15 protein-coding genes and 1 tRNA gene are annotated in these 16,550 nt (G+C 70.6%); 9 read left to right on the plus strand and 7 right to left on the minus strand.

From position 1 onward, the window contains the following. Positions 1-119: 119 nt before the first annotated feature. From ACFWM2_RS02510 to ACFWM2_RS02525, 4 genes are all read left to right on the plus strand, one after another. Positions 120-527 (plus strand): nuclear transport factor 2 family protein, encoded by a 408-nt coding sequence (locus ACFWM2_RS02510; RefSeq protein WP_383272156.1) that lies wholly within the window; start codon positions 120-122, stop codon positions 525-527. 72 nt (positions 528-599) lie between these two features. After that, positions 600-1,172: a helix-turn-helix domain-containing protein gene (locus ACFWM2_RS02515; protein ID WP_383272158.1), complete on the plus strand. Its 573-nt coding sequence runs from the start codon at positions 600-602 to the stop codon at positions 1,170-1,172. Continuing rightward, a complete protein-coding gene (locus ACFWM2_RS02520) occupies positions 1,169-1,711 on the plus strand; it encodes a GNAT family N-acetyltransferase (protein WP_383272160.1) in 543 nt (180 codons plus the stop codon). Before ACFWM2_RS02515 ends, ACFWM2_RS02520 begins: the two co-directional genes overlap by 4 nt. Before the next feature lie 188 nt (positions 1,712-1,899). Beyond that, complete coding sequence (locus ACFWM2_RS02525) at positions 1,900-2,256, plus strand: MmcQ/YjbR family DNA-binding protein (protein ID WP_383272162.1); 357 nt, start codon at positions 1,900-1,902, stop codon at positions 2,254-2,256. Between the two features lie 18 nt (positions 2,257-2,274). Here ACFWM2_RS02525 and ACFWM2_RS02530 read toward each other — a convergent pair whose 3' ends face one another. Both ACFWM2_RS02530 and ACFWM2_RS02535 read right to left on the minus strand, forming a co-directional pair. Beyond that, on the minus strand, positions 2,275-3,186 hold the full coding sequence (locus ACFWM2_RS02530; protein WP_383272164.1) for a transketolase family protein: 912 nt from the start codon (positions 3,184-3,186) through the stop codon (positions 2,275-2,277). A 118-nt stretch (positions 3,187-3,304) separates the two neighbouring features. After that, positions 3,305-4,015: a transketolase gene (locus ACFWM2_RS02535; protein WP_383272166.1), complete on the minus strand. Its 711-nt coding sequence runs from the start codon at positions 4,013-4,015 to the stop codon at positions 3,305-3,307. Between the two features lie 165 nt (positions 4,016-4,180). On the opposite strand from ACFWM2_RS02535, the gene ACFWM2_RS02540 reads away from it, so the two are divergent. Beyond that, positions 4,181-4,254: transfer RNA gene (locus tag ACFWM2_RS02540), tRNA-Pro, on the plus strand. A 313-nt stretch (positions 4,255-4,567) separates the two neighbouring features. Here ACFWM2_RS02540 and ACFWM2_RS02545 read toward each other — a convergent pair. After that, a complete protein-coding gene (locus ACFWM2_RS02545) occupies positions 4,568-5,194 on the minus strand; it encodes a helix-turn-helix domain-containing protein (RefSeq protein WP_383272168.1) in 627 nt (208 codons plus the stop codon). Next, the gene (locus ACFWM2_RS02550) at positions 5,191-6,594 is read right to left on the minus strand and encodes an APC family permease (RefSeq protein ID WP_383272170.1); all 1,404 of its coding nucleotides are present in this window, start codon (positions 6,592-6,594) and stop codon (positions 5,191-5,193) included. Before ACFWM2_RS02550 ends, ACFWM2_RS02545 begins: the two co-directional genes overlap by 4 nt. 237 nt (positions 6,595-6,831) lie before the next feature. On the opposite strand from ACFWM2_RS02550, the gene ACFWM2_RS02555 reads away from it, so the two are divergent. Both ACFWM2_RS02555 and ACFWM2_RS02560 read left to right on the plus strand, forming a co-directional pair. Then, positions 6,832-8,259: an APC family permease gene (locus tag ACFWM2_RS02555; protein ID WP_383272171.1), complete on the plus strand. Its 1,428-nt coding sequence runs from the start codon at positions 6,832-6,834 to the stop codon at positions 8,257-8,259. A 48-nt stretch (positions 8,260-8,307) separates the two neighbouring features. Next, on the plus strand, positions 8,308-10,236 hold the full coding sequence (locus tag ACFWM2_RS02560) for a primary-amine oxidase (RefSeq protein WP_383272173.1): 1,929 nt from the start codon (positions 8,308-8,310) through the stop codon (positions 10,234-10,236). Positions 10,237-10,454: 218 nt separating this feature from the next. Here ACFWM2_RS02560 and ACFWM2_RS02565 read toward each other — a convergent pair whose 3' ends face one another. From ACFWM2_RS02565 to ACFWM2_RS02575, 3 genes are read right to left on the minus strand one after another with little or no spacing between them, the layout of a single operon-like run. Next, on the minus strand, positions 10,455-11,090 hold the full coding sequence (locus ACFWM2_RS02565; protein WP_383272175.1) for a GNAT family N-acetyltransferase: 636 nt from the start codon (positions 11,088-11,090) through the stop codon (positions 10,455-10,457). Then, positions 11,087-12,790, minus strand: coding sequence for a glycoside hydrolase family 9 protein (locus ACFWM2_RS02570; RefSeq protein WP_383272178.1), 1,704 nt, complete (start codon positions 12,788-12,790; stop codon positions 11,087-11,089). Before ACFWM2_RS02570 ends, ACFWM2_RS02565 begins: the two co-directional genes overlap by 4 nt. Positions 12,791-12,830: 40 nt before the next feature. Beyond that, complete coding sequence (locus ACFWM2_RS02575) at positions 12,831-14,480, minus strand: beta-N-acetylhexosaminidase (protein WP_383272179.1); 1,650 nt, start codon at positions 14,478-14,480, stop codon at positions 12,831-12,833. Between the two features lie 130 nt (positions 14,481-14,610). Between ACFWM2_RS02575 and ACFWM2_RS02580 the strand changes: the two genes are divergently transcribed. Then, positions 14,611-15,645 (plus strand): ABC transporter permease, encoded by a 1,035-nt coding sequence (locus ACFWM2_RS02580; protein ID WP_383272181.1) that lies wholly within the window; start codon positions 14,611-14,613, stop codon positions 15,643-15,645. Then, positions 15,642-16,538, plus strand: coding sequence for a carbohydrate ABC transporter permease (locus tag ACFWM2_RS02585; RefSeq protein ID WP_383272183.1), 897 nt, complete (start codon positions 15,642-15,644; stop codon positions 16,536-16,538). Before ACFWM2_RS02580 ends, ACFWM2_RS02585 begins: the two co-directional genes overlap by 4 nt. Positions 16,539-16,550 lie beyond the last annotated feature (12 nt).

Genomic DNA, 16,550 nt, shown 5'->3' on the forward strand with positions numbered 1-16,550 from the left:
TGCGACCCCCGCGACGACCGGGCCGGTCTTCGGTCGGCCAGAGCATTTCTGGAAGGCGTGTTCCCGAAGGCGTCACTGTGATGATGTGGTCTTCCGTGCCCGCGTCCAGGGAGGCTGTCGTGTCCAGAACGCCGCAGGAGATCTTCGAGAACTACGTCTACTCCGGTTCCCTGACCCGGAATGCTGATGCCCTGGCCGAGACCTTCACCCCGGACGGCGTCCTCGAGGCACCGCTCCTGCCGGCCGGTGGCGCCTTCCCCAGGCGGCTGGTGGGGCGTGAAGAGATCCGCCGCGCCATGGCGGTGTACTACGAGCAGCTGGCGAAGGACGGCCGCGCGCCGAACCTGGAGAAGACCGGGTACGTGCTGCACACCACCACCGATCCCGACGTGTTCATCGCCGAGATCGACACGGTTTTCGACGGGGACGAAGAGGACGTGACCATCTCCCTCGTGCAGATCTTCCGCATCCGCGACGGGAAGATCGCCCTGCTGCGTGACTACTTCGCGCCGGAGCTGGTGAGTTGAGGACGTCACTGTTCCAGGGCGCGAAGGGGGAGCGACCCGGTTCCGTTTCGGATATGGGATAGCATCCCGGATATGGGAAGCGATGTGGAGGATGCCGTCGACGCGCGGCTCGCCGCCCGGCTGGCCGAGCTGCGGGCCGAACGCGGCTGGTCCCTGGGGGAGTTGGCGGAGCGCAGCGGGGTGAGCCGCTCGACCCTGTCCCGGGCCGAGCGCGCGGAGATCAGTCCCACGGCCTCGCTCCTGAACCGCCTGTGCCATGTCTACGGGCGGACCATGTCGCGTCTGCTCAGCGAGGTCGAGGCGGCACCGGCCCTGACCGTCCGGGCGGCCGACCAGGCGATCTGGGAGGACCGGGCCTCCGGCTTCGTACGGCGATCGGTGTCGCCGCCGCACGCGGGACTGCGCGGCGAACTCGTCGAGGGCCGGCTCACGGCCGGTGCGGACATCGCGTACGACCGCCCGCCCGTGCCCGGTCTCGAACAGCACATCTGGGTTCTGGACGGGACGCTCGTCGTGACGGCCCAGGACGTCGAGCACCGTCTCGCCCCCGGTGACTGCCTGCGGCTGCGGGTGTGGGGGCCGACGCGCTTCCGGTGTCCCGGCCCCGCGGACGTCCGTTACGCGCTGGTGGTGGTCCTGCCGTGACGGCCGTCTCCCGCCTCGACGCGGCACAACTACTCGCCTGCTCCGAGGAGTTGGCAGACCTGCTGTCCGACACCGTGAACGGCGGGGCCTCCATCGGATTCCTCGCCCCGCTCGACCGCGCTGCGGCCGTCGCCTGGTGGGAGGAGCGGGCGGCCGCTGTCGTCGCCGGGCAGCTCGGCGTCTGGGTGGCGCGCTCCGCGGGCCGCGTGCTCGGCACCGTCGGCCTCGCCTTCCCCGACAAGCCCAACAGCCGCCACCGCGCCGAACTCGTGAAGCTGATGGTGCACCGGGACGGCCGCGGGCAAGGTCTCGGCCGTACGCTGCTGGCCACCGCGGAGCAGGCGGCGGCCGCGTCCGGCGTGACCCTCCTCCACCTCGACACCGAGACCGACAGCCCTGCCGAGTCCCTCTACCGGTCGGCCGGCTGGACCCGGGTGGGAGCGATCCCGGACTACGCGGCGACGCCTCGGGGGGCGCTGCATCCCACGACGATCTTCTACAAGCGGACGGGGGCGGAGGCGGGGGCACTCGGCGGCTGACGCCTGACGCCTCCGGGCGCCTGGACGGCTGCCGCGGGCGCCTCGCGACCGGGGCCTCCACCGCACCGGGCCGAGATGCCCTCGCCCGGCGGTCACCGTCCCCGCCTACTCGCCGGACGGCACCCGCGCCCGGGTCTCCCCCTGGCCCCACCAGGTGATTGTCGGTGGCATTGGCTACGGTGCGGGGCATGCCGGATGCCGAAGACGTACGCCGTATCGCTCTCTCCCTGCCGGACACGACGGAGAAGGTCGCCTGGAACATGCCGACCTTCCGGGTCGCGGGCAAGATGTTCGCCACGCTGCCCGAGAACGAGACGTCGATCGCGGTGCGCTGCCCGAAGGAGGAGCGTGACGAACTCGCCCTGGCCGAGCCCGGGAAGTTCTGGATCGCCGACCACGAGGCGGGCTTCGCCTGGGTCCGGGTCCGCCTCGGAGTACTGGAGGACGACGCCGAACTCCACGACATCCTGGCCGACTCCTGGCGCCAGGCGGCCCCGCCCCGACTCCTCGACGCCTACCCGGAGTTGGGGCGCCCGGCCGACTGAGCACCCCGCGTCGAACGGTCAGACGCGCGCCCCCGCCCCGACGAACCCGCCGATCCGCTCCCGCAGCGCCCCGGCGTCGAGCCCGTGGGCGGCCACGTGCTCGTCGATGCCGCCGTACCGGCGCAGTTCGCGGCGCCCGACGCCGAGGCCGAGGACGCGGTGGGGCAGCTCGGCGAGCGCGTCGTTCGCGGCGGCCGTCGACGTACCGGCCAGGTACGGCTCGACCAGGACGACGTCCGCACGTGCCGTCTCGGTGGCCCGCCGCAGCGCCGCCGCGTCGAAGGGGCGGACGGTGCTCGCGTACAGGACCGTCACGTCGAGTCCCTCCGTGGCGTCGAGCACGGCGTCGAGCATCGGGCCCACCGCGACGACCACGCCCGCGCGTCCCTCGCGGACGGTGCGGAACCGCGTCCCGTCGACCGCGAGCCCCCGGGTGTTCGCCTGCACGGACAGCCGCACGTAGACCTTGTCGTCGCCCGCGGCGACCGCGTGCCGCAGCAGCGTCTCCGCCTCGTCGGGGTGCCCGGGGACGTGCACGGTCCAGCCGTCCAGCGTGTCGAGCAGGGCCACGTCTCCGGGTGACATGTGGGTGAAGCCGCCGGCCGGCCAGTCGAAGGACGCGGAGGCGCTCACCAGGACCGCGCCCGCGTTCTGATGGCCGAGGTCGAGCTTGACCTGCTCGAACGGCCGCTCGACCAGAAAACTCGCGAACGTGTGCACCACCGGTCGCAGCCCGGTCAGCGCTAGACCCGAGGCGGCGCTCACGAGGAGCTGTTCGCGAATCCCGACGTTGATCACCCGGTCCGGATGCCGGCGCCGGGCCTCCGTGAAGCCGTCCTTGCCGATCTCGGCGAGGACGACCGCGACCCGCGGATCCTCGTCGAGCAGCCGCGAGACGACGGGGGCGAAACGGTCACGCATGGTGTCCATGGGCTTGGTCCTTCTACGAGATGACTGTGCGGTGGAGAGACGCGGGTGCTACGGGGCAGGGGCCGGGGCGCGGGCGGCAGCCGGTGCGCGGCTGGGACCCACACCCGGGCCCGCGGGCTCACGCGGACTTCGGCTCGACCTGGGCGACCACGGCGTGGGGGCGCCCGGGGTGAGGTGCGGTGAAGGCGTCGTACAAGGCCTGGTGATCACGCCCGTCGACGGTCCGGGTGGACCACCCCGCCGCCTCGAACCGGGCGGCGATGCCGCCGGGCCGGGCATGACTGGCGGAGGAGTTGTCGATCACGACGGTGTGCAGCCGCTCCAGACCGGCGGGCCCGGCGTACGCGATGGCCTCATGGTTGCTGCCCTCGTCCAGCTCGGCGTCCCCGACCAGCACCCACACGCGCGGCTCGCCGCGCCCCTGGGCGCGCAGCCCGAGCGCCATGCCGACGGCGATCGGCAGCCCGTGCCCGAGCGAACCGCTGCCGATTTCGGCGCCCGGTACCAGCACCCGGTCCGGGTGGTGGCCCAGGGGAGAGTCGTACGAGCCGAAGCCGGGCAGCCAGTCGGCGGGCACGAAGCCCTTGGCGGCGAGTACGGCGTAGTACGCCATCGGGCCGTGCCCTTTGGACAGCAGGAACCGGTCCCGTTCCGGGTCCTCGGCCCGGTCGGGTCCGACCCGCAGTACCCGGTCGTACAGCACCCACAGCGCGTCCAGCGTGGACGTCGCTGCGGGCCCGTGCTTCTCGTCGCCGGTCATCAGTCCCATCAGCCGGGGCAGGTCCGCGTACCGGTACCGCGGGTCGTCGCGTTGCGTGGTGGTCGTCATGCCGACGATCGTGCAACCTCGACCAAACTTGAGGTCAAGCGACACTTCTCGTCCCGCCCGCGCGGGGTGCCGGCCCGGAAATAAAGCGGTGCGCGACCACCGGCCCGAGTGCGGTATTGTTTCGGTGCACGTTCAGCCAGGGGAAAGCCCAGGTCAGACGGGCACCGGGACGTGGCGCAGCTTGGTAGCGCACTTGACTGGGGGTCAAGGGGTCGCAGGTTCAAATCCTGTCGTCCCGACTCGTGAGAGTCGCAGGTGAGAGGCAGTATCGGGACATCCCGAGACTGCCTCTCACTCGTTTCCGGGGCCGGTGGGGGACCATGCGGTCAATTCCGCCCGGTCCGGGCTGACGGTCCCCAGCGGCAGAGCGCGCGGCGCCCGGACCGGTGACCGCACCGACCGCTTCGGGACGCGTCGGTGCCCCCTCAGCAGGGAAGCTGCATCTGCGCGGGAGTGACGCACCTCCCTGACAGGGGTTCCCGGGCAGCCGGAGGCCCGGTCGTCCACCCGCAGCGGAGAAAGTTGCCGCCCCGCACCGGGCCTGGGGGAACTTCACACCACGAGGAGCGCCAACTCCTCGGCTGAAAGCTTCAATTGGTGTACGAGCCGGTCGTCGGGCGCTTCGAGGCGGCCGGCCGCCCCGCACACCGCCAGCGCAGCGGCCAGCCGTCCGTTCGCGGCGCTGCGGACCGGCTGAACCAGACATGCATGGTGCGGGCCGAGCGCGAAGCGGCGGACGGCAAGCCCGTCGTCGCGTATGCGCGCCAGCTCCGCCAGCAGGCCGCCGTCGGCCGGCGGATGGTCCGGGTCCGGGTCGGTGAGGTGGACCAGACCTTCGGTGAAACCGGCCAGATGGACGCCGAAGCGCACCTGGTCCCGCAGCCGGGCGACCACGGCATGCGCGGCGGCGGGTACCTCGTGCGCCGGCCGGGGTCCCGCCAGGCTTGAGACCCTGCGGCCCAGCGCGAAACCGCGCAGATCCGGCATCCGCACCAAGTACTCCTCCTCCACCAGCACGTTCAGCAGCCGGTACGTCGTCGCGGGCGCGAGGCGCAGGGCCGCCGAGATCTCCTTGGCGGTGACCCCGGGCCCCGCCCTGGCCACCTGCTGAAGCACCGAGAGCGCGTTGCGTACGGCGCGGGGCTGGCGGCCGCTGAGAGGCAGCGTCTCCCCGCTCACCGGGGCGGCCCGGGGAACACGTCGGTGGCGCTCGTCTCGTCGTACACGCCGATCGCCCCGACACTTCCCGGATCGCGCCGGCGCATCCACAGGAACCGGGCCGTCCCCGCCGCCATCAGCGCCACGAAGACTGACGGGACGAGGGCGCCGCCGGTCGCCGCGTGGGCGAGCAGGACGGCGAGCAGTGACGGCACGCAGAGCACCGCGACGGCCACCGGGCCGCGGGTCAGCTCGCCGATGCGGTGCAGGAAGACGGGGGCGGCCAGGCACACCAGGGCGTACGCGGTGAGGAATCCGTACACGCAGAGGTTCACCAGGCGCGCGAACAGCACCTGCGGTGCCGCGCCCGCCGCGATGAGCGTCAGTGGGACGAGGACGAGGACCGGAAGGACCACGGCGATGGCGATGTGCGGGGTGCGGTGGGTGGGGTGGGTACGGCCCAGGCGGCGCGGCGTCATCCGTTCGCGTCCCATCGAGAACAGCAGCCGCACCAGCGCGGTTCCCGACGCCATGACGCAGGCGAAGAAGGAGAGGGAGACGCCCAGATCGAGCAGGGCGGGCAGCCGGACCGAGGTCTGCCTGGGCGTGGGGAGGACCTGGGCGTAGGCGGCGAGCAGGAACAGTGCGGCGGAGCAGACCACGGTCCACCGCACCGCCCGCCCCACCGTCAGGAAGGGCCGCCGGGTCTCGGCGCCCAGCGCGGCGGCGCTCTCGAAGCCGATGAACGCGGCGAAGGCGGGCAGCGCCCCGGCCACCACGGGACCCGGCGCGGAGACCGGCGGGGTGAGCTGCCGCATATCGGGATGAGCGCCGTGACGCACCAGCAGTACCGCGAAGAACGTCAGCGCCAGGACGATCGACGCCGCCTCCAGGCAGAGCGCCAGCCCGGCCGACAGGCGCACGCCCCGCACGAGGAAACACCCGACGACGATCCCGGCCCCCAACACCACGGCCGCCACCGGGAGTTCGGGTGGTCCGGGCGAGATGTCCAGACGGGCCAGGAACTGCTCTGCGTACAGCCCCGAGCCGATCAGGGCACCCATCGCGAGCACCCCGTACCCGATGAGAAGCGCGCAGCCGCAGCAGAACCCGGCGGCCGGACCCAGCCCCTTGGCGGTGAACGAGTAGAGGGCGCCCGGGGCGGCCATCCGGCGCGAGAAGGTCCGTACGCACGCGGCGACCAGCAGCGCGAGGACCGTCGCCAGCGCCACCGACCACACGGCCGAGACGCCGGTGTCCGCCCTGACCAGACCCGGGGTGGTCGCCATCGCGGCGGTCGGCGCGACGGCGGAGACCGACTGGGCGAGTACCGGCAGCGGGCCGAGCGAGCGCCGGTCGAGGCCGCCGACGGGGGAACGGCCGCGCAGCAGGGGAGAAGCAGCCGTGCCGTGGACGCTCATCAACCGCCCCTTCCGTGCCCTGGTGCCGGTGGTGCCGAGGCGCACGGTAGGACCGCTCTGTTTCGGCCGCATGAGCGGCAGATCGCCGGGGCGTGTTCCGGAACGGGAAAGCGGGCGCGGCGCTCTCCCGTTCGGTGTGCCGGGGGCTTTCACCGACGCGTGACGGCCCGGCAACGCGCGCTGTTGAGACTGCGGCACAAGCCGCTTCCGGCACCCGCGATCGCAGAGGAGCCCGCGATGACCAGTACGGCGAGCCCGCCCACCGCGACCGCACCGCCCGCCCTCCGCGGCTCCCTCGGCACGGCCTCGATCGTGCTGATGGTTCTCGCGGCCGCCGCCCCGCTCTCCGTTGTCGGCGGCAGCGTTCCGCTCGGTATCGCCCTCGGCAATGGCGCCGCTTTCCCCACCGCCTTCGTCGTGTGCTGTGTGGTCCTGCTGCTCTTCGCGGTCGGCTTCTGCGCGATGGCGCGACACGTCAAGGAGGCGGGAGCGTTCTACGCGTACGTCGACCAGGGCCTCGGCAGGCGCGCGGGGCTCGGCTCCGCCTACCTCGCGCTCGTCACCTACACCGCGATCCAGGCGGCGGTGTACGGGTACATCGGGGTGGCGCTCGACAGTCTCGTCCAGTCGTACGGGGGCGCTCATCTGCCCTGGTGGGCCTGGGCCGGGGCGGTCGCCCTGGTGGTCGGTGTGCTCGGCCACCGCCAGGTGGACCTCAGCGGCAAGGTCCTCGGTGTGCTGATGGTCGGCGAGGTCGGCATCGTCCTCGTGCTCAACATGGCGGTGTTGGTGCGCGGCGGCGAACACGGCCTGTCCACCGCGCTGATCAGCCCCGACCGGCTGACCTCGGGAGCGCCGGGACTCGCCGTCACCTTCGCCATCGCCGGATTCCTGGGCTTCGAGGCCACCGCCGTCTTCCGCGGCGAGGCCCGCGACCCCGACCGCACCATCCCGCGCGCCACCTATCTCGCCCTCGCTCTCGTCGGCGTCTTCTACGCGCTTTCCAGCTGGGCGCTGATCTCCGCCTGGGGTGACAAGGGGGCCGTCGCCGAGGCGCGCCGCGATCCGGAGAGCATGCTGATGACGACCGTGCACCGCTATCTGGGCTCGCCCGCCGAGCACCTCGCCCAAGTGCTGTTCGTGACCAGTCTGTTCGCCTGTGTCCTCTCCTTCCACCACGTCATCGCCCGCTATGTGCACTCGCTCGCCGACCGCGGTGCGCTGCCCGCCGGCCTCGGCCGCGCCCATGCCCGCCATCACTCGCCACATGCGGCGTCGCTGGCCCAGTCGGGCAGCGCGGTCGTGCTGATCGCGGTGTTCGCCCTGGCCGGGATGGACCCGATCACCGAGGTCTTCACCTGGATGGGCGGCCTCGCCAGCGCGGGAGTCGACGTGCTGATGCTGCTCACCTGCGTGGCGGTGGTGGTCTACTTCCGCCGCACGCGCAGCGACACCCGCCGCTGGCAGACTCTCTGGGCGCCCGCACTCGGCGGCGCGGGGCTCCTTGTGCTCCTTGTCCTGACGCTGCTCAACTTTCCCCTGCTGATCGGCGGTTCGGCCGCGCTCGCATCCGCGCTGCTCGGCCTGCTCGCTGCCGCCTTCGTCCTCGGCTGGGCCCGCAGGCACCGCGGAACCGTCCCCGCCGAACTGCCTGTCTCCGCGTGACCTGACATTCCCCAGGCCGGCCCCGGTCCCCGTCCCAGGAGGGCACACATGACGACCAGCCACCCCCTCGCGCTGCTCACCGCCGACGAGATACGCACCGCACGCGCTGTACTGGAGGCGGCCGGACACCTCGGTGGCGACATCCGGTTCGTCTTCGTCGGCCCCGAGGAGCCCGCCAAGGCCGAACTGCTCGCCTTCACCCCCGGCGGCCCCGTGGACCGAAGGCTGCGGGTGATGCTGCTCGACCGCGCGAACGGCGACTCGTACGACACGATCGTCTCCGTCACCCGCGGAGCCATCGACAGCTTCGAGAAGATCGACACCTCGATCGCCGGTCAACTGCCCATTCTGGACTCGGAGTTCGAGACCTGTCAGGAGATCCTCGACGTCGACGAGGGCTGGCAGGCGGCACTCGCCAGGCGTGGCCTGACTCCCGGGACCGTACGCGCGTGCCCGCTCTCGGCGGGGCACTACGGATACGAGGGCGAGACGGGCCGGCGGATCGTGCGCAGCTTCGGCTTCCACCAGGACCATGAGCAGGACCACCCGTGGGCCCACCCCGTGGACGGTCTGGTGGCATATGTCGACCTCACCGCACGCACCGTCATGGAGATCATCGACCACGAACTCCTCGCCGTGCCGAAGGAGTCGGGCAACTTCCAGGACCCCGAGTACACCGGGCCGGCCCGCACCACCCTCAAGCCCATCGAGATCACCCAGCCCGAGGGTGTCTCCTTCACCGTCGAGGAGGGGCTGCTGCGCTGGGAGAACTGGTCGCTGCGCATCGGCTTCAACGTCCGCGAGGGGTTGACGCTTCACCAGATCTCCTTCTACGACCGGGAGTTGGGGCGCGACCGATCGGTGGTGCACCGTGCCTCGATCGCCGAGATGGTCGTCCCGTACGCCGACGCCTCTCCCGTACGGTTCTGGCAGAACTACTTCGACCAGGGCGAGTACCTCTTCGGCCGGTACACCAACTCCCTGGAGCTGGGCTGCGACTGCCTGGGCGAGATCCACTACACGGACGTGACCATCGCCGACGAGCTCGGTGAGCCGTCCGTCATCCGCAACGCGATCTGCATGCATGAGGAGGACCACGGGGTGCTGTGGAAGCACAGCGACCTCTTCGCGGGTTCCGACGAGACCCGCCGCCAGCGCCGGATGGTCATCTCCTTCTTCACCACTGTCGGCAACTACGACTACGGCTTCTACTGGTACCTCTACCTGGACGGCACCATCGAGTGCGAGGCCAAGGCGACCGGCGTCGTCTTCACCTCCGGATACTCGGAGGAGGGAAGGGAGTTCGCCACCGAGATCGCCCCGGGCCTCGGTGCCCCCTTCCACCAGCACCTGTTCTCGGCCCGCCTCGACATGGCGGTCGACGGGCAGCGCAACGCGGTCGACGAGGTCGACGCGGTCCGCATCCCCATCAGCGAGAAGAACCCGTACGGCAACGCCTTCGCCCGCCAGGTCACCCGCCTCGGCGCGGAGAGCCGGGCGCAGCGACAGGCGGACGGCAGCAAGGGCCGGGTCTGGCACATCGTCAACCCCGACGTGACCAACCGCCTTGGGCAGCCGGTCGGTTACGCCCTGATGCCCGAGGGCCTGCCCACCCTGCTCGCCGACGACTCGGCGTCGGTCACCGAGCGGGCGGCCTTCGCGACCAAGCACCTCTGGGTCACCCGGCACGCCGACGACGAGCGCTATCCGGCCGGTGACCTGGTCAACCAGCACCCGGGCGGCGCCGGGCTGCCGGCCTGGACGGCCGCCGACCGCAGTGTGGACGGCGAGGACATCGTGCTCTGGCACACCTTCGGGCTCACCCATTTCCCGCGCCCCGAGGACTGGCCTGTCATGCCCGTCGACCACACGGGTTTCACGCTCAGGCCCGTCGGCTTCTTCGACCGCAATCCCACCCTGGACGTGCCGCGCAGCAGCAACGGACGCGGTCACGGCGGCGGGCCCGCGTGCCACTGACGCACGCGCGCGCAATGCAGGCCATGACGGTCCTCGGCGCGGCCCGCGCGTGGCCGCGCCCATGGCGCGACGGGGCCGGCGCGCGGCGGCCCTGTACGCGAGAACGAACCCGCCCCGCGCCCGCACCCGGACGGCGCGGGTGCGCGCCCGGTCATGACTCCGTTGACGGCGGTCACGCTGCTCGCGGGCCAGGCAGGCCCGACGGATCCCGGTGGCTTTCAGTCCAGTGCCATCACCATCTGTGAGCCCCATTCCTGGCGGCTGAGTTCGGTGAAGCCGACCGCCAGGTAGAAGGCGTGGGCCCCCGGGTTGCCGCTGCCCACGCCGAGGTGCAGCCCCGGTACGCCGCTGCCACGCAGGGCTGCGGTCAGCGCGTTCATCAGGCGGCGGCCGAGCCCCCTGCCCTGGCCGCGGGGAAGGATGTCGATGTGCAGGTGCGCGGGGTGGCGGACGTACAGGTCGTGAGGGTGCGGCCGGGTCCGGTGGAGATGGTCCACGCGGCGCCAGTCATGCGTCCTGTCTCCCGGGTCCACGGCGAGCGCGGGAGGGTAGCGGGCGCGCAGACCGGGCCACCAGTGCTCTTCCTGCCACTCCTCGAAGGAGTACGTGTCGGCCGTGGCGACGATGTATCCGAGGAGACCCTGCTCGTCGGTGGCGACAAAGGTGAGGGCGGGGTCGGCGGCCGGATAGGGAGCGGCATAGACGTGGCCGAGCAGATCGGGGTCGCGGTAGAGCGGCGTCGCGTCCCGTCCCGAGTCACCGGTCCTGAGGCACACCCGGTACATGCCGGGCAGGTCGGCCGGATGGAAAGGGCGTACGACGGCTGAACCGAAGGGGTGTGGGACCGCGGTCATCGGGCCGCCGCCGAGGCCAGCAGGAACCAGGCCGAGTGCGGGATCCACTGTTCGGTCCACCGCCAGCTGTTGCCGGTGTCCCGGTGGTGCTCGGGCATGAAGGCGATGTCGTGCTCGTCCTCGGGGCCTGAGGTGATGCCGTTGAGGATGCCGCCGGGGACGTTGGGATAGTCCGGGTGGTAGTCGACGGTGTTGCGTCCGATCCCCTTGATCATGGAGGCGTCGAAGGGGTTGAGGCCGGTCACCCAGTGCAGTTGGTCCTCCGCCAGGCGCAGCAGCCGGGGGCGCAACTCCGGTGGGCAGTCGGGCAGTTCGGCGGCCAGCTGGGCCGCGTAGGCCACCGAGCAGATGTTGGCGTTCTCGCCCTGCCACCAGTACCCGGTCTCGTTGTCGTGCGGGTAGAAGAAGCTGGTGCGCGGCGCGGAGCCGGTCGGCTGCACGTACTGGCGTACACAGCCGAAGGGGTTGGCCACCTCGTCGGCGAGGGTGGCTGCGTCGTGCATCAAGGAGAGTGCGGTCGTGCGAGCGGCCTGGGCGAGGGGGGAGTCCGGGCAGATGTCGGCGAAGCGCAGCAGGGCGACGGCCGGGAGTCCGGATTCGGCGGCGTGGAAGAACGGACGCCCCGTCACATCGCCGACGAGATAGCCGAATCCGTGGCCCGAGTCGGTGTAGCGGTCGGCGAGTGAGGCGGCGCGGCGCTCGGCGGCGTCCAGGAGTGCGGGATCGGGCTCGCCGGTGCCCGCGCGTACGAGCTCCACGGCTGCGAGCAGAGCGCAGTAGTCGTCGATGACGGACTCCTCGCCGTCGTACAGGTACTCCTTGTTGTGCTGTTCCAGATGCTCGAAGCCGCGGCGAGCGGCGGTCAGATACGCGGAGCTGTCGAAGTCACCGTGGTCGTCCAGTGTGGCGGCGCGGGCCAGGGCGGCGATCGCGAGGCCGCCTCCCTGACGGTAGGCCGCCTGCCAGCGCTGGGTGCGCACGCACTCCTGGAGCGGGGCGTTGATGACGCGCTCGTCGAGGTCCTTGGTGAGGGCGTCGAAGATCGCGGTGTAGAAGTAGCCCTCCGGGGACTGGAAGCGGACCAGGAAGTCGGCCCCGAACAGCGCCTCGTCGCGCAGACGGTCGCCGAGTGCCCGGTGCAGGCGCGGCTGTCGGTCCGCGAGGGTGTCCCGCGTCTCCATGAATGCCCAGGCGCACAAGGGAAGTTGCTGCGGGTTCATCATGCGTGTGTAGTTGAGATGGCTGAGGAACTTGCTGAAGTCGCCCGAGGCGTCGAGCCAGCCGCCGCGTGCGTCGACCGTGCGGCCGGAGTCGTCCCCGTAGAAGCGGGCGTGGCGGTCCTTGCGGTCGATGGCGCCGCTCGAGCGAACCGAGCGGAAGTAGTACAGGACGTCCGAGAGCGTGCTCTGCTGGAGGAGGGACGCGTCGACGCGGAAGTCGGCGGAGCGATCGGCGCCGTACTCGATGTGGTACGTGCCCGCGGTGCGCAGTTCGGAGAAGTCGATCCGGCGGAAGGAGCCGACGGACCAGCGGTCGACGCCTTCCACCGGGCCGACCGGCAGCTGCCGCCGGGTGCCCTCGCCGACCAGGGTCGCCGTGGCAGGCAACTCGGCCTCCGTGCCCGGGGTGTTGAGCAGCACGATCGCCTTCTTGGAGGCAGCCGTGTTGTAGCCGACGTGGCTGATCAGGATCTCTGTCACGGGACTCTCTCCGGTCTTGTGGTCATGCGAAGGCCGGCTCTCAGGGCTGGTCGGAGATCGAGTCGAGCCACTTGCGGGTTTCCTCGATCCGGCCGGGTGAGGAGCGTTTCCATACGCCGGTGCCGCCGGTCTGCCACGGGTGGGGACCGGCGAGTGGCCGGTACTCCACGCCCAGCGCGTCGAGCCGCCGCAGCTGGCGTACGAGCCTGGCGTCGAAGTCGGTAGCGTCCGGGATGCCGCCCGACCACAGGACTTCGGCGAGCGCGCAGGCGCGCGGGAAGGCCAGATAGTCCAGGTACCGCTCGTCGGGCACCCACTCGGTCCAGATCTGGAACTGCCCGCCGAGGACGTGGGCCCGCCGCTCCTCGGACCAGGCGGCCGGGGCGGGCGCGAAATGTGCCACGTCGGTCAGGGTGATCGGGCCGCCCTCCGACCGGCGTTCGGCGTCGAGGTCCGACTGGTCGAAGTTGAAGTAGGTCGGGAAGAGCGGGGAGCGCACGACATCGTGGGTGGTCGCGGCCCGCCCCGCGGCCTCGTCGCCCCGCCAGGCCATGACGATCGTGTCGGGAAGTACGCCTCCGGTGACGTATCCCTCGTCCCAGACGATCATCCGTACGCCGAGACCGGCCAGGAACCGGCCGAGCGAACGCAGGAAATGGCCGTGCATCTCGCGCGGTTCGGCGCATCCGGCCGCTGCCATCGCCGCTGCCACCTCGGGGTCCTCGGCCCACCAGTCCATCGCGCACTCGTCCCCGCCGAGATGGACGTACGGCGCGCCGGTCGCCTCGACGATCTCTTCCAGCACGTCGCACAGATAGGTCTCGCTGAGCGCGACCGGGGCGATCGAGGTGCCGCCCGCCCACACCGTGTCGAGCACGGCCTGCGGCTCTCCGGGGCGGCCGAGTTGGGGTGCTGCCGCGCGCAGGGCGGAGGTGTGCCCGGGTACGTCGATCTCCGGGACCAGGGTGATGCCGCGCAGCCGGGCGTAGCCGGCGATCTCCGCGAGGTCGTCGAGGGTGTAGTAGCCGCCGTGCGGGGTTCCGTCGTCGGGGCCGTCGGGGCCGAGCCGGGTGGAGGTGCGCCAGGAACCGGTGGTGTGCAGCTCGGGGTGGCGGCGGCTCTCCACCCGCCAGCCCTGGTCGTCGGACAGGTGCAGGTGCAGGCGGTTGAAGCGGTGGGCGGCCAGCAGGTCGACGTAGCGCAGGATCGTCCGCTTGGGAAAGAAGTGACGGGCGACGTCGAGCATGGCGCCGCGCCAGACGAAGACGGGTTCGTCCTCGACGACCCCGCAGGGCACCCGCCAGCCGTCGGGCGGCGGGGTGGCCGCGCGACGGTGCACCGCGTCGGGCAGCAACTGGCGCAGCGTGGTCAGGGCGTTCGCGACCCCCTCGGTGTCACCCGCCGTGATCTCGACCCGGGCGGGTGAGATACGCAGAGTGTGAGCCCCGGGGCCGTAGCCCTCCGCCCCGTCCGTGAGTAATACCTGTGTGTACTCAGTGGTATTGCTTGGTATGCCCGACATCGGGCCATGGAGCAGTTCGGAGAGAAAGCTCCGCACCATGGCTCCGGCCAGCGGTGAGTGGGCCCCTTCGATGGGCGCGTCAGCTGTCAACGTGCAGTGACCGGCGCTGATTTGGGCTTTCTTGGGGCGGGGCAACAGAGCTCGAAAGGCGTCCAAGACGGGTCCCAACTGTCGCCGGTGAAGGGTGATCGTCGTTCAAGTTCCGCCGCGACGCTACTTGTTGTATTGCTTTGGTTCAAGTGGTACGTTCCCCAAACTCTTCTGGTATCTGCGCAGTTCCCAGTGTCGAGAGGTCCCCATGACCGTCAATGCCGCCGCGCAGTCACGCCCGGCCGAGTCCTTGCAGGACCGGCCGGCTCATTCCCCACCGCACAAGAAGACCGGACCGCACAACAAGGCCGGGAAGACGTCGCGCGCGGCTCGCGCCAAGTCCTTCGTCACGCGCCTGCGCCAGGACTCGCCGTTGCTGGTGATGACGGCCCCCGCCGTCCTGGTCCTGCTGCTGTTCACCTACATACCGTTGCTCGGCAGCGTCGTCGCGTTCATGGACTACGTGCCGTTCCTCGGCTTCACCCAGTCGCAGTGGGTCGGCTGGGACAACTTCACCGCGCTTTTCCAGGACGACCTTTTCTGGGGCGCCCTGCGCAACACCTTCGAGATCACCTTCCTCCAACTGCTGCTGTTCTTCCCCGTGCCGATCCTGATCGCCGTGCTCTTCAACTCGGTGGCGATGCCGGCGGTGAAGAACTTCGTGCAGTCGGTGATCTATCTGCCGCACTTCCTGTCCTGGGTGATCATCGTCGCCCTGTTCCAGCAGATGCTCGGCGGCGGCGGGATCATCAGCCGCATTCTCGTCACCCACGGGATGAGCGGCATCGGCATCATGTCGGACCCGAGCACCTTCCAGCTCCTGCTCACCTCGCAGGCCATCTGGAAGGACGCCGGCTGGGGAACCATTGTCTTCCTCGCCGCGATCGCCGCCATCGACGCGCAGTTGTACGAGTCCGCCGCCATCGACGGCGCCGGCGCGCTGCGCAGGTTCTGGCACGTCACGCTGCCGGGCATGCGCCCCATCATCATCCTGATGCTGATCCTCAGGCTCGGCGACGCCCTCACCGTCGGCTTCGAGCAGATCCTGCTGCAACGCGACGCGGTCGGCCCCGGAGCCGCCGAAGTCATCGACACCTACGTGTACTTCAACGGTGTCCAGGACGGCAACTGGGGCGTGGCCACCGCAGCGGGGCTGCTCAAGGGCGTGGTCAGCCTCGCCCTCGTGCTCGCCGCGAACAAGCTCGCCCACCGCTTCGGCGAGGAAGGGATCTACCGGCGATGAGTTCCTTCGTCCACCGCCCTGTATGGCAGGGCAAGCCCAAGCCGATCGCGCTCGCGCTCAAGGGCCTCGCGCTGTTCCTGATCGCCGCCGTGGTGATCTTCCCGTTCCTCACGGTCGTCTCCACCAGCCTGGCCACCAGACAGCAGATCGACGCCAACGGCGGCTACGTACTGTGGCCCACCAGCGTGTCCTTCGCCGCCTACCGGCAGATCTTCGACGGAACCGGGGTCGCCCGCTCGATCGTGGTGAGTGTCGGCGTCACCGGGGTGGGCACGGCCTTCAGCCTCGTCTGTACCGTCCTCGCCGCGTACGGCCTCAGCCGCCGGGGGGCGATCTTCCAGCGCGGTCTGCTGTCCTTCGTGCTGCTCACGCTGCTGTTCGCGCCCGGCATGATCCCCGTCTATCTGATGGTCAAGCAGCTCGGCATGCTCGACACCTACTGGGCGCTGATCATTCCCGGTGCCGTGAGCGCCTTCAACATCGTGATCGTCCGGGGCTTCATCCAGGCCATCCCGCAGGAACTCTTCGACGCCGCGCGGATGGACGGGGCGGGGGAGTGGCGCATCTTCGCGTCCATCGTGCTGCCGCTGTCCAAGGCGGTGATCGCGGTCGTCGGCCTCTTCATCGCCGTCGGCTACTGGAACAACTACTTCGATCCGCTGCTCTACCTCAATGACTCCAACAAGTGGCCGCTCCAACTGGTCATGCGGAACTTCGTGTTGGCGAGCAGCGTCGCGACGACCTCGCAGAACACCGCGGTCCAGGACCTGCCGCCGGCCCAGTCCATGCAGATGGCGCTGGTCGTCGTCGCCACGCTTCCGATCCTGTGCGCGTATCCCTTCCTCAGCAAGCACATGTCCAAAGGCATGCTCACCGGGGCCATCAAGGGCTAGGAGACAGACAGA

The organism is Streptomyces sp. NPDC058371, from assembly GCF_042723265.1.
Lineage (GTDB): Bacteria > Actinomycetota > Actinomycetes > Streptomycetales > Streptomycetaceae > Streptomyces.

Bases quoted from the DNA above. Each gene is read 5' to 3' on its own strand.
- ACFWM2_RS02555 (WP_383272171.1), top strand. From the start codon at position 6,832: ATGACCAGTACGGCGAGCCCGCCCACCGCGACCGCACCGCCCGCCCTC.
- ACFWM2_RS02585 (WP_383272183.1), top strand. From the start codon at position 15,642: ATGAGTTCCTTCGTCCACCGCCCTGTATGGCAGGGCAAGCCCAAGCCG.
- ACFWM2_RS02565 (WP_383272175.1), bottom strand. From the start codon at position 11,090: ATGACCGCGGTCCCACACCCCTTCGGTTCAGCCGTCGTACGCCCTTTC.
- ACFWM2_RS02560 (WP_383272173.1), top strand. From the start codon at position 8,308: ATGACGACCAGCCACCCCCTCGCGCTGCTCACCGCCGACGAGATACGC.
- ACFWM2_RS02515 (WP_383272158.1), top strand. From the start codon at position 600: ATGGGAAGCGATGTGGAGGATGCCGTCGACGCGCGGCTCGCCGCCCGG.
- ACFWM2_RS02550 (WP_383272170.1), bottom strand. From the start codon at position 6,594: ATGAGCGTCCACGGCACGGCTGCTTCTCCCCTGCTGCGCGGCCGTTCC.
- ACFWM2_RS02535 (WP_383272166.1), bottom strand. From the start codon at position 4,015: ATGACGACCACCACGCAACGCGACGACCCGCGGTACCGGTACGCGGAC.
- ACFWM2_RS02530 (WP_383272164.1), bottom strand. From the start codon at position 3,186: ATGGACACCATGCGTGACCGTTTCGCCCCCGTCGTCTCGCGGCTGCTC.
- ACFWM2_RS02580 (WP_383272181.1), top strand. From the start codon at position 14,611: ATGACCGTCAATGCCGCCGCGCAGTCACGCCCGGCCGAGTCCTTGCAG.
- ACFWM2_RS02525 (WP_383272162.1), top strand. From the start codon at position 1,900: ATGCCGGATGCCGAAGACGTACGCCGTATCGCTCTCTCCCTGCCGGAC.